This window comes from Variovorax sp. CF313 (genome assembly GCF_000282635.1).
GTDB lineage: Bacteria > Pseudomonadota > Gammaproteobacteria > Burkholderiales > Burkholderiaceae_C > Variovorax.
The window spans coordinates 33,313-45,471 of sequence record NZ_AKIW01000007.1; the positions used below are offsets into that span (position 1 = coordinate 33,313).

A 12,159-nucleotide genomic window follows, 5' to 3' on the forward strand; every position below is an offset into this window, starting at 1 on the left:
CGGCATCAGGGGTTCTGATGCGTCACCGCGGCGTTGGGGTCCATGTACATCAACTCCCAGAGGTGGCCGTCGATGTCTTGGAAGCCGTGGCCGTACATGAAGCCATAGTCCTGCGGCTCGCGCGGCACCGTGCCGCCGGCGGCCACCGCCTTGGCGACCATGGCATCGACTTCGGCGCGGCTCTCGCACGACAGGCACAGCAGCACTTCGGTGCTCTTGCTGGTGTCGGTGAGGCTCTTGGTCGTGAAGGTCTTGAAGAAGTCCTCGACCAGCAGCATGGCGTGGATGCTGTCTTTCTGGATCACCATGCACGCCGCATTCGCATCGGTGAACTGTTCGTTGAAGGTGTAGCCCAGCGCGGCGAAGAAAGCCTTGGACTTCTCCAGGTTCTTGACGGGGAGGTTCACGAAGATCTGCTTGTTGGCCATGGTGTTTCCTGTGTCTATGAAGGGGTGGATCAACTGCTTGCCGGCATGTTTGTGTACGCCGTCCACAAAAGATATCAAAGAAAATGGACGGCGTCCACATCTTCTTTCGATCGAGCGGATCGGGCGCACAACGGAGCCGTTGCGGGGAGCGAAAAAGACGGAGCATCATGGCCGCATGGAAATCGAGTTCAAGTTCTGCATTCCCGCCGGCCGCCTGAAAGCCGTCGAAGCCGCCCTGAAGCGCGGCGCTGTCGTGCGCACCCGCCTGCAGGCCCGCTATTTCGACACCGCCGACCAGCGGCTGGCCGCCCATGGCATGGTGCTGCGGCTGCGCAAGGAGGGACCGCGCTGGGTGCAGACGGTGAAGGCCACCGGCGACAACGCCCTGCACCGCTTGGAGCACAACGTCGACCTGGGCACGGCGGGCGCGGCGCCGCAGATCGATCCGCAGCGCCACCAGGGCACGCCCGTGGGCGATCGGCTCGCGAAGCTGCTGGCCGACGGCAGCGGCGCGCCGCTGGTCGAACGGCAATCGACCGACATCGTGCGGCTCACGCGCGACGTGCGCGTTGCGGGGCCCGATGGCGCGGTGGTGGAAATGGCACTCGACGTCGGCAAGGTCGCCGCGCATGCGGGCACGGCCGGGCAACGCGAATCGCCGGTGTGCGAATTGGAGCTCGAGCTGAAGCGCGGCGACGTGCAGGGCCTCGTGTCGCTCGCACGGCGTTGGTCGCAGCAGCATGGGCTGTGGTTCAGCACCGTGTCCAAGGCGGAGCGCGGGGCGCGCTTGCTGGCGGCGCAGGAGACCGTGGAGGCGGTGAAGGCCGAAGCGCCGCGCTTCGGCGCGCAGCACCCCGACGGGCGGAGCGTTCAGCAGGCCGTGGTGGCGTCGTGCCTGGCGCAGATGCTGCCCAATGCCAGCGAGATCGCGGCGGGCAGCACGGACGAAGAGCAGATCCACCAGTTGCGCATCGGCATTCGCCGGCTGCGCACGGCGCTGCGCGAACTGGCGGAGCTCGACACGGCATCGGGCCTGTTCGACGCGGCCAATTGGGAGCCGCCGCTGGTCGAGGCCTTCCGCGCGCTCGGGGCATTGCGCGACCGAGAACAGGTCGTGAAGCTCGCGCAGCCCCGGTTGAGCAAGGCGGGCGCGCCGGATTTCGACCCGCTGGCCGGCGACGACACGGCAGCCCACACCCCCTCGCCCGGCGACGTCGTGCGCGCCCCGGCATTCCAGAACGTGCTCGTTTCGCTGATCGGCTTTACTGCCGCGAAGCCCGCGGAAGCCTCATCGGAATCCGCGCCGATCGACGCCGATGCAGCCCACCGCCTGCTGCGTGAACACCTGCGGCATCTGCACAAACAGGTGCGGCGCGACGGCAAGCGCTTCGAGTCGCTCGACGCCGAAAGCCAGCACCGCGTGCGCAAGCGGCTCAAGCGCCTGCGCTACCTCGCCGAGTTCGTGGCGCCGCTGTTCGAGAAGGGAGACGGCAACGCCGCCGGGCGCTACCTGAAAGCACTGCGCCCCGCGCAGGACGCGCTGGGCGAGTTCAACGACGAGGCCGTGGCGCTCGCGCTGTACCGCGAAGCCGCCGCGCGCGATGCGCGTGCGTGGTTTGCGGTGGGCTGGTTCAGTTCAAGGCGCGCGGCCGGCGCGAGCGCTTGCCGCAAGGCGCTGGAGAAGATCGGGGATGCGCCGCGGTTCTGGAAGAAGAGCTGAACGGCCGGGCGCCTCTCGGGTTCAGTGATGGTGCCCGTGCGCCCCATGCACATGCCGGTGCTCGATTTCCACCGGCAGCGCCGTGCGCACGTCCGTCACCTGCAGGCTGAACTTCAGTGCCTTGCCGGCCCACGGATGGTTGCCGTCGAGCAGCACGACCGGGCCCTTGATCTTGGTGACCGTGAAGACATGCTCGCGCCCATCGTCGAGCCGGCCCTGCAGCTGCCCGCCCACCTTCACGCCCGGCGGAAAGTCGGTCTTGGGAATGCTGCGCACCAGCGTTTCGTCGCGCTGGCCGAAGGCGTCTTCGGGCGCGAGGTTCAGCACGGTCTGGTAGCCCTTTTCCTTGCCATCGAGCGCTTCCTCGATCTTCGGCAGCGTGTTCTCGTACCCGCCATGCAGGTAGGCCATGGGCTCGGGGCTGGCTTCGATGAGCTTGCCCTGGGCGTCGGAGACCTTGTACTTGATGGTGACGACGGTGTCTTTTTCGATTTTCATGGGGTGGCATTTTCAGTGGAAACGAAAAAGGCGCCAGCGCTCAGGCCTTCCGTGGAGGCAGTGGCTCCTGCAGCACGTCGATCTGGTCGAGCTTGCCGATCACCAGGTCGATGAACGCCGACACCGCCAGCGGCAGGTGCTTGCGGCTCGGATACACCACACTGAGCCCTCGCCCGGTGTACCGGTACTGCGGCAGCACGCGCACCAGCCGTCCCTCCTGTTCGTCGCGCGTCGCCATCGCCGGCGGCAGCTGCGCGATGCCCAGCCCGGCCAGCGCCGCCTTGCGCAGCGCCTGCGCCGTATTGCCGGTGAATCGCCCGGTGACCTGCACTTCTTCCTCGACCCCATCGGGTCCTGCCAGGCGCCAGGTGGTGGTGCCGGCAGCGTGCGGCGGTGTCACGCAGTCGTGGTTCGCGAGGTCCTGCAGGTTCCGGGGCTCGCCGCGCCGCGCGATGTAGTCGGGACTTGCCAGCAGGCCGCCGCTGCGCGTTGCCAGCCGCCGGCCGATGTAGCCCGAATCGCGCAGCACGCCGCCCCGGAAGGCCACGTCGATCTGCTCTGCGATGAGGTCTGCGCTCGCATCGCTGAGCACGAAGTCGAGCTTGACCAGCGGATGCGCCGCCAGAAAGTCCGAGACCCATTCCATCGGGAAGAAATCGAAGAAATCCGCCGGCGCGGCCACGCGCACGAGGCCGCTGGGCTCCTGCCCTCCGGCAACCAGCGCCTGCCCGGCCGCCACCAGCCCGTCGATCGACCCCGCGCACTGGTCATGAAACTCCCGCCCGGCGCTGGTCAGCGTCAGCTTGCGGGTCGAGCGCTGCATCAGCCGCGTGCCGAGCTGCGATTCGAGCTGCTGGATGCGCCGGCTCACGGTGTTCGGCGGCAGGCCCTGCCGCCGGGCCGCTTCGGCGAAGCTGCCGTGGCGCACCACCTGCACGAACAAGGCGATGTCGTTGAGGTCGAGCATGATGGGCTGATTCCTTCGATCTGTGGATGAGTGCAATCCGACTCTACCGTCTAGTCGATCAATGGGTGGGTGCCTAACCTTGTGCCCATGACTTCCACATCACTTCCTTCTCCCTCCTCCACCCCGGTGCAGCGCCGCATCGTCTGGGGCGTCCGCATCCTTCTAGCGCTGGCTTTCGGCGCCGCGGGCGCCGCCAAGCTGGCCGGAGTGCCGCAGATGGTCCAGGTGTTCGAGGCGATCGGCTTCGGCCAGTGGTTCCGCTACCTGACCGGACTGGTCGAGGTCGGCGGGGCATTGCTGCTGCTCGTACCCGCGACCGGCTTTCTCGGCGGCCTGCTGTTGGCCGCGACCATAGTCTGCGCCGTGGCCACGCACCTGGGGCTGATCGGCGGCAACCCCGCGCCGGCGGTGGTGTTGGGGCTGCTGTCGGGCTTCGTCGCCTGGCGCACGTGGCCCGTGTCCCGGCCGGCTGCCGCGGTCGCCTGACCCCCTTTCTTCCATATGGTTTTGGAGCACCCCATGCACACAGAGGCATTTCCAATGAGCGCCGCCATCGACACCCCGGCCCGCGCCATCGTCTACCGCACGCGCGGCTCGCGCCATGGCGGCATCACGCGGCTGATGAGCCCCGGCGACCTGGGCGAATTCCTCAAGCCCTTCGTGTTCCTCGATCTCTTCGGCTTCGACGTCACGGGCGGCCACAAGGGCTTCGGCCTGCACCCGCACTCGGGCATCGCCACGCTGACCTGGCTGATGGAGGGCGACACGCTGTATGAAGACACGACCGGCGAGCGAGGCACGCTGCTCGGCGGCGGCGTCGAGTGGATGCGCGCCGGCAACGGCGTATGGCACACCGGCGCACCCGCGCCGGGCGTGGAGCGCGTGCGCGGCTTCCAGCTGTGGGTGGCGCTGCCGGCCTCGGAAGAGAACGCACCGGCGCAGAGCATGTACCTCGCGCCCTCGCAGGTGCCGAAGGAAGGCCCGGCGCGCGTGCTGCTCGGGCGCTACGGCGCGGCGCAGAGCGCGATTGCCGCGCCGGCGTCGATGAACTACCTGGCCGTGGAGCTGAAGGACGGCGAGCGTTGGCGCTACACGCCGCCCGCGGGCCATACGGTGGGCTGGGTCGCGGTCAACGCCGGCGGGCTCGAAGCGGGCGACGACACGGGCGGCCCGATCGGCGCTGGCGAACTCGCGGTCCTCGAAGAGTCCGGCGAGGCCATCGACTTCGTGGCCCGTGGCGATACGGCCTTCGTGCTGGGCTCGGCCGTGAAGCATCCGCACGAGCTGGTGATGGGCCACTACTCGGTGCATACCAGCAAGGCGGCGCTCGACCAGGGCGAGGCCGAGATCCGGCGCATCGGCGCGCGGCTGCGCGCAGAAGGCCGCCTGCCCTAGCACTTCATCGGTGCGCCTGGGCGCACCACTGACATATCCAGCCACGCCGGCCGCGCGCATCTTCGGGTGCGCGCGGCCGGCGTTTTGGCGCTCCGCTTCCCTCGTGGCGCCGCTTTTCCCGCCTCCAAGGACGACGACCGAGGGCTTACCCCATAACTCGGGCCCGCATATTGCTTAAGACTGTCGTCGGTTGACTGTCGACAGTTTGCAGTCACCCCGATAGACCCCAAACAAGGGCTTGGCCTGCCAGCCAGGCCGGTGAAAAGGAACGCGATATGCAACTGCACGCAGTGGACCGCAAGGCCCCGCCGGTCTCCGACGCCGAGCGCCAGGTCCGACAGGACCTGGCCGCGGCCTACCGGCTGGTGGCGCACTACGGCATGGACGACAGCATCTACACGCACATCTCCGCGCGTGTGCCGGGCACCGAAGACCAGTTCCTGATCAACCCCTTCGGGATGCTGTTTCGCGACATCACGGCCTCGTCGCTGGTCAAGATCGACCTTGCGGGCCGCATCCTCGACGACTCGCCCTACGACGTGAACCCGGCCGGCTTCACCATCCACAGCGCGGTGCACGCGGCGCGCCACGACGCGGCCTGCGTGCTGCACACGCACACGGTGGCCGGCGTGGCGGTGTCGTCGCTGGCCGGCGGGCTGCAGCCCTGCAACCAGTGGGCGCTGCAGTTCTACCAGCGCGTGGTCTATCACGACTTCGAGGGCATCGCGCTCGACCCCGAGGAGCGCGAGCGCCTCGTGGCCGACCTCGGCCCGACGGCGCGCGCGCTCATCCTGCGCAACCACGGCCTGGTGACGCTGGGCCGCACGGTGTCGGAAGCCTTCATCCTGATGCTGAACCTGGAGCGCGCCTGCCGCGTGCAGGTGGCCATCCAGTCGAGCGGCCTGCCGGTCTACCCGGTGCCGGCCGAGGTCTGCGAAAAGACCGCGCAGCAATACGAAGCTGGCGGCGGCAGCCATCTGCCCGGCCAGGCCGACCCGAACGCGCGCGAATGGCGCGCGCTGCTGCAGCGCATCGAGCCCGCGCCGGCCACCTCGTTCCGCGACTGATCGCCCCGCTTTCCCCTCCCGTTCCCTGACCCTGTCCACCACCTCGAAAGAGCCAGAAGGAGTTCGCCCCATGAAACGTCGCAACCTCATCCAGATGGGTGCCGCTGCCACCGCCGGCCTGACGCTGGCCGGCGTTCCCCTGCATCTTCTGGCCGCGGGCAGGAAGGGCGGCGTGATCAACGCCGTCGTCCAGCCCGAGCCGCCGGGGCTGATGCTGGGCATCACGCAGAACGGCCCCACGCAGATGATTTCCGGCAACATCTACGAAGGCCTGCTGCGCTACGACGAGAAGATCACCCCGCTGCCCTCGCTGGCCACTTCGTGGACCGTCAACAAGGAAGGCACGCTCTACACCTTCAAGCTCAAGCCCGGCGTCACCTGGCACGACGGCAAGCCCTTCACCTCGGCCGACGTGGTGTTCTCGGCCGACGTGTTCCTGCGCAAGACGCATGCGCGCCTGCGCGCCAACCTGGCGGCGGTGGAAAGCATCCGCGCGGTCGATCCGCTCACCGTCGAGTTCAAGCTCAAGTACCCCTTCGGCCCGTTCATCGGCATCTTCGAGGTCGGCAGCATGCCGATGATCCCGAAGCACATCTACGAAGGCACCGACTTCGCGACCAACCCCGCCAACGCCACGCCCATCGGCACCGGGCCGTTCAAGTTCAAGGAGTGGGTCAAGGGCTCGTACATCCAGCTCGTGGCCAACGACAAGTACCACGTGAAAGACGTGCCGCTGGTCGACAGCGTCTACTTCCACGTCATTCCCGACGCGGCCTCGCGCGCCGCGGCCTTCGAATCGGGCAAGGTCGACCTGGTGCCCGGCGGCGCGGTCGAGTACTTCGACGTGCAGCGCCTGTCCAAGCTGCCGGGCGTCGCGGTCACCACCAAGGGCTGGGAGTTCTTCGCGCCGCATTCGTGGCTGTGGCTGAACAACCGCAAGGCGCCGATGGACAACGTCAAGTTCCGCCAGGCCGTGATGTTCGCCATCGACCGCGAGGCCATGGCCAAGATCGCATGGCAGGGCTTTGCCAAGCCGGCGACCGGGCCGTTCAACAGCAACATCAAGTTCTACAGCACCGACGTCGCCAAGTACCCGCGCAACGTGGAAACGGCCAAGAAGCTGCTGGCCGAATCGGGCTACAAGGGCGAGACGCTGCGGCTGCTGCCGCTGCCCTACGGCGAGACCTGGTCGCGGCAGGCCGAGATCCTGAAGCAGAACCTGGCCCAGGCCGGCATCAAGGTCGAGATGACCGCCACCGACGTGGCCGGCTGGAACCAGCGCCTGAACGACTGGGACTACGACCTCGCCTTCACCTACGTCTACCAGTACGGCGACCCGGCACTGGGCGTGGCGCGCAACTACACCACCGCCAACATCGCCAAGGGCTCGCCGTTCAACAATGTCGAGGGCTACTCCAACCCGAAGATCGATGAGCTGTTCGATGCCGGCGCGCGCGAGACCGACCCCGAAAAGCGCAAGGCCATCTACCTGCAGGCGCAAAAAATCCTGCTCGACGAGGTGCCCGTGGCCTGGCTGCTGGAGCTCAACTTCCCCACGCTCTACCGCACCAAGCTCAGCAACATCGTGAGCTCGGGCATCGGCCTCAACGACAGCCTCGGCAACGCAAGCGTCGGCTGACGCGCGGAGTGACGACCGAATGAAACGTACGCAGTTCATGTTGACCCGCGTGCTGCAGGGCCTGGTGGCGATCCTGCTGATCGCCACGGTCAACTTCATGCTGGTGCGCGCCGCGCCGGGCGATCCGGTGTCGGTGCTGGCGGGCGAGGCCGGCGCGTCCGATCCGCAGTTCGTCGCGCAGCTGCGCGCGCAGTTCGGGCTCGACCAGCCGCTGTCGACGCAGCTCGCCACTTATGTCGGCAAGGTGGTGCGGCTCGACCTCGGCTACTCGTACCGCCAGCAGCAGCCGGTGCTGAAGCTCATCATGGACCGGCTGCCCGCAACGCTGCTGCTCACCGGCAGTGCCTTCGCGCTCTCGCTGCTCTTCGGCATCACGCTGGGGGCGCTCTCGGCGCGGCGCGCGGGCACGTGGGTCGACAGCGCCATCACCGTGGTGGCGCTGCTGTTCTATGCCACGCCGCTGTACTGGCTCGCGTTGATGGCCGTGCTCGTGTTCACGGTGCAGCTCGAATGGCTGCCGGGCTTCGGCCTCATGACCGTGGGTTCGGGTCACACCGGCTTCGCGCTGGCGCTCGACGTCGCCAAGCACCTGGTGCTGCCGGCGCTCACGCTCGCACTGTTCTACATGGCCGTCTACGCACGCATGACGCGCGCTGCGATGCTCGAGGTGGCGCAGATGGACTTCGTGAAGACCGCGCGCGCCAAGGGTGTGAAGCCCGGCCGCATCCTGCGCGCGCATGTACTGCGCAACGCGCTGCTGCCGGTGGTCACGCTGGCGGGCATCCAGGCCGGCGGAATGATCGGCGGCGCCGTGCTCACCGAGACCGTGTTCGCCTGGCCCGGCATCGGCCGCCTGATGTTCGACGCGCTGCTACAGCGCGACTACAGCCTGCTGCTCGGCGCCTTCCTGGTGACGGCCGCGATGGCCGTGCTCTTCAACCTCATCACCGACCTGGTCTACACCCTGGTCGATCCGCGGATCGAGCTGACATGACGACGACGATGCAAAGCGATTTCTGGAGGCGCTTTCGCCGCAACAAAGGCGCCGTGGCCGGCATGGTGGTGCTGCTGATCGTGGCAGCCGTTGCACTGCTCGGGCCGTGGCTCGCCACCAACGACCCGTGGGCCATGGTCGAGCAGCCCTTCGTGCGCCCCTGGACCGAGCCCGGCTTCCTGCTGGGCACCGACACGCTCGGGCGCGACATCCTCGCGGGCCTGGTCTACGGCGCGCGCATCTCCTTGCTGATAGGCGTGGTGTCCACCTTCGTGGCGCTGCTGATCGGCGTCACCTTCGGTGCTGTGGCCGGCTACTTCTGCGGCTGGATCGATGCGGCGCTGATGCGCTTCACCGAGCTGTTCCAGGCGGTGCCGAGCTTTGCGCTGGCCATCGTGCTGGTCGCGATCTTCGAGCCCTCGATCAAGTCGATCGTCGTGGCCATTGCGATCGTCTCGTGGCCGCCGGTGGCGCGGCTGGTGCGCAGCGAGTTCCTCACGCTGCGCCAGCGCGACTTCGTGCAGGCCGCGCTGCTCGCGGGGCAGTCGACGCCGCGCATCATCCTCACGCAGATCCTGCCCAACGCCATGTCGCCCATCATCGTGATGGCCTCGCTGATGGTGGCCACGGCGATCCTGCTCGAAAGCAGCCTCAGCTTCCTGGGCCTCGGCGACCCGAACCAGATGAGCTGGGGCTACATGGTCGGCGCGGCGCGCACCGTGCTGCGCCAGGCCTGGTGGATGGCGCTGTTCCCCGGCTTGGCCATCGTACTGACGGTGCTCGCGCTCAACCTCGTGGGCGAAGGCCTGAGCGACGGGCTCAACACGCGGCTCGACGGGAGAGGCAAATGAACGCCACCGTGACGCCTATGAAGCCCTTGCACCCCGTTCTCGACATCGCAGACCTCAGCATCTCGCTGCCCCCGGGCGCCGACCGCGCGCTGGCCGTCGAAGGCGCCACGCTCTCGGTAATGCCGGGCCAGACGCTGTGCGCGGTCGGCGAGTCGGGCTCGGGCAAGTCGATGATCGCCAACGCCGTCATGGGCCTTCTGCCGCGCCCGCACGTGGCGCCGGTGGCGGGCCGCATCATGTTCGAGGGCCACGACCTGCTGCAGCTCACCGAGCCGCAGATGCGCGAGCTGCGCGGCCGGCGCATCGGCATGGTGTTCCAGGAGCCGATGACCGCGCTGAACCCTGTGATGCGCATCGGCGAGCAGATCGGCGAGGTGTTCGACGCGCACGGCAGCGTGCCCGCGGCCGAGAAGAGACGCCGCATCCTCGCGGCGCTGGCCGACGTGGGCCTGCCCGACCCCGAGCTGCTGATCGACGCCTACCCCTTCCGCCTCTCGGGCGGCCAGCGCCAGCGCGTGATGATCGCCTGCGCGCTGGTGCTGGAGCCCGTGCTGCTGATCGCCGACGAGCCCACCACCGCGCTCGACGTCACCACGCAGGCGCAGATCCTCAAGCTCATCCGCGAGCTGCAGCAGCGCAGGGGCACGGCCGTGCTCTTCATCACGCACGACTTCGGCGTCGTTTCCGAAATCGCCGACCACGTGGTGGTCATGCAGACCGGCCATGTGGTCGAGTCCGGGCCGGCCGCGCAGGTGCTCAGTGCGCCGCAGCATCCCTACACGCGCAAGCTCATCGCCGCCATTCCTGACGGCCAGGCGCAGACCGTGCCGCACGACGACCTGACGCGCGTGCTGCAGGTGCAGGACCTGTGCAAGACCTATCGTTCGAGCGGAGGCCTGTTCAAGCGCGGCCGCGCGGTGCAGGCGGCGAAGGACATCAGCTTCGAGCTGCACCGCGGCGAGACGCTGGGGCTGGTAGGTGAATCGGGTTCGGGCAAGTCGAGCGTGGGGCGCTGCCTGGTGGGGCTCGCGCCTTTCGACAGCGGCCGCATCATCTTCAAGGGCCGTAATCTCGCGCAGGGCCGCAACTTCCGCAGCGCGGCGGCCGGCAAGATCCAGATGGTGTTCCAGGACCCGTATGCCTCGCTCAACCCGCGCCACCGCGTCGGCGCGGCCATCGCGGGCGGGCCGATCGCACAAGGCGTGGGCAAGGCCGAGGCGATGGCGCGTGCCATGGAACTGCTGCTGCTCGTGGGCCTGGGCGCCGATGCGGCGCAGCGCTATCCGCACGAGTTCTCGGGCGGGCAGCGCCAGCGCATCGGCATCGCCCGCGCACTCGCGATGCAGCCCGAGCTGCTGGTGGCCGACGAGCCGGTGTCGGCGCTCGACGTCTCGGTGCAGGCGCAGGTGCTGGAGCTCTTCGCGCAGGTGCGTGCGCAGTTCCAGCTCGCGATGGTCTTCATCACGCACGACCTGCGCGTGGCCGGCCAGATGTGCGACCGCATCGCGGTGATGCAGCGCGGCGAGGTGGTGGAATACGGCGAGACGCACAAGGTGCTCAACGATCCGCAGCACGCCTACACGCGCAAGCTGATCGACGCGGTGCCACGCCTCGCGGGGCAGGCCGATGTGTCTGCGAAGGTGGCCTGATGCCTTGCATTGCGCTCTTGAGCGATGTGCTCGACATGCACTACCTTGCGCCCGCCTTTCGCCAGCACTGCCCCGATATCGACCTGCGGCTGGGCGCCGACCTCGGCCCGCTCGAACAGATCGATGCGGCCGTCTGCTGGTATCCGCCGCACGGCCTGCTGGCGAGCTTGCCGCGGCTGCAGCTGGTGCAGTCGCTGGCCGCGGGCGTCGACCACATCACGGCCGACCGGCAACTGCCGCGCGCGCTGCCGCTTTGCCGCATCGTCGATCCGGAGATGGCCACGGGCATGAAGGCCTACGTGTGCTGGGCCGTGATCCAGCATCAGCGGCAGATGCCTGCGTACCTTGCGAGCGCGGCCATGGGGGCATGGCAGGAGCAGCCGATGAGCCCGCCGGGGCGCCACCGCGTCGGCATCGCGGGGCTCGGCACCCTGGGGCTGGCCTGTGCCGAGGCATTGGCCGCAATCGGCTATGCGGTGCGCGGCTGGAGCCGCAGTGCGAAGGCCGGCCTGCCGGCCGGTGTCGCGGGCTTCCATGGCGATGCGCAGCTCGATGAATTCCTCGCGGGCTGCGACACGCTGGTGTGCCTGCTGCCGCTCACGCCGCAGACGCAGGGCTTTCTGAGCGCAGACCTGTTCGCGCGGCTGCCGCGCGGCGCGCACCTGGTCAATGTCGGACGCGGTGCACACCTTGTCGAGGCCGACCTGCTGCGCGCGCTCGACAACGGCCAGTTGTCCGCCGCCACGCTCGATGCCTTCACGCAGGAGCCGCTGCCGGCCGACCACCCTTTCTGGAGCGACCCGCGCATCCTGGTCACGCCGCACATCGCCACCCGGACCGACACGTCGGTGATCGCGCAGCAGACACTGCACAACCTCGCGCTCGTACGGCGCGGCGAGCGGCCGGGCACGGCTGTCGACCTCGACCGGGGCTACTGAGCCGCCCTCGCAT

At 68.4% G+C, this 12,159-nt stretch carries 12 protein-coding genes; 9 read left to right on the plus strand and 3 right to left on the minus strand.

Annotation, left to right across the window (positions count from 1 at the left end):
- Nucleotides 1–5: 5 nt before the first annotated feature.
- The gene (locus PMI12_RS02130; protein WP_007828571.1) at nucleotides 6–428 is read right to left on the minus strand and encodes a VOC family protein; all 423 of its coding nucleotides are present in this window, start codon (nucleotides 426–428) and stop codon (nucleotides 6–8) included.
- A 175-nt stretch (nucleotides 429–603) separates the two neighbouring features.
- Here PMI12_RS02130 and PMI12_RS02135 point away from each other — a divergent pair, with 175 nt between their 5' ends.
- Nucleotides 604–2,148 (plus strand): CYTH and CHAD domain-containing protein, encoded by a 1,545-nt coding sequence (locus PMI12_RS02135; RefSeq protein WP_007828573.1) that lies wholly within the window; start codon nucleotides 604–606, stop codon nucleotides 2,146–2,148.
- Between the two features lie 21 nt (nucleotides 2,149–2,169).
- On the opposite strand, the gene PMI12_RS02140 is transcribed toward PMI12_RS02135, so the two are convergent.
- On the minus strand, nucleotides 2,170–2,646 hold the full coding sequence (locus PMI12_RS02140) for an FKBP-type peptidyl-prolyl cis-trans isomerase (protein ID WP_007828578.1): 477 nt from the start codon (nucleotides 2,644–2,646) through the stop codon (nucleotides 2,170–2,172).
- 40 nt (nucleotides 2,647–2,686) lie between these two features.
- Nucleotides 2,687–3,613: a LysR family transcriptional regulator gene (locus PMI12_RS02145; RefSeq protein ID WP_007828580.1), complete on the minus strand. Its 927-nt coding sequence runs from the start codon at nucleotides 3,611–3,613 to the stop codon at nucleotides 2,687–2,689.
- Between the two features lie 87 nt (nucleotides 3,614–3,700).
- Here PMI12_RS02145 and PMI12_RS02150 point away from each other — a divergent pair, with 87 nt between their 5' ends.
- From PMI12_RS02150 to PMI12_RS27970, 8 genes are all read left to right on the plus strand, one after another.
- Nucleotides 3,701–4,099 carry a DoxX family protein gene (locus tag PMI12_RS02150; protein WP_007828582.1) on the plus strand — a complete coding sequence of 133 codons (399 nt, stop codon included), beginning with the start codon at nucleotides 3,701–3,703 and terminating at the stop codon, nucleotides 4,097–4,099.
- Nucleotides 4,100–4,153: 54 nt separating this feature from the next.
- The gene (locus PMI12_RS02155) at nucleotides 4,154–5,008 is read left to right on the plus strand and encodes a pirin family protein (RefSeq protein ID WP_007828584.1); all 855 of its coding nucleotides are present in this window, start codon (nucleotides 4,154–4,156) and stop codon (nucleotides 5,006–5,008) included.
- 275 nt (nucleotides 5,009–5,283) lie between these two features.
- Nucleotides 5,284–6,075, plus strand: a complete 792-nt coding sequence (locus PMI12_RS02160) for a class II aldolase/adducin family protein (RefSeq protein ID WP_007828586.1) — start codon at nucleotides 5,284–5,286, stop codon at nucleotides 6,073–6,075.
- 70 nt (nucleotides 6,076–6,145) lie between these two features.
- Nucleotides 6,146–7,714 (plus strand): ABC transporter substrate-binding protein, encoded by a 1,569-nt coding sequence (locus tag PMI12_RS02165; RefSeq protein WP_007828588.1) that lies wholly within the window; start codon nucleotides 6,146–6,148, stop codon nucleotides 7,712–7,714.
- Between the two features lie 19 nt (nucleotides 7,715–7,733).
- Nucleotides 7,734–8,708 carry an ABC transporter permease gene (locus PMI12_RS02170; RefSeq protein WP_007828590.1) on the plus strand — a complete coding sequence of 325 codons (975 nt, stop codon included), beginning with the start codon at nucleotides 7,734–7,736 and terminating at the stop codon, nucleotides 8,706–8,708.
- On the plus strand, nucleotides 8,705–9,559 hold the full coding sequence (locus PMI12_RS02175) for an ABC transporter permease (RefSeq protein ID WP_007828592.1): 855 nt from the start codon (nucleotides 8,705–8,707) through the stop codon (nucleotides 9,557–9,559). The genes PMI12_RS02170 and PMI12_RS02175 overlap by 4 nt, the downstream gene beginning before the upstream one ends.
- A complete protein-coding gene (locus tag PMI12_RS02180) occupies nucleotides 9,556–11,208 on the plus strand; it encodes an ABC transporter ATP-binding protein (protein WP_007828594.1) in 1,653 nt (550 codons plus the stop codon). The genes PMI12_RS02175 and PMI12_RS02180 overlap by 4 nt, the downstream gene beginning before the upstream one ends.
- A complete protein-coding gene (locus PMI12_RS27970; protein ID WP_007828596.1) occupies nucleotides 11,208–12,146 on the plus strand; it encodes a 2-hydroxyacid dehydrogenase in 939 nt (312 codons plus the stop codon). Before PMI12_RS02180 ends, PMI12_RS27970 begins: the two co-directional genes overlap by 1 nt.
- The last annotated feature ends 13 nt before the right edge of the window (nucleotides 12,147–12,159 follow it).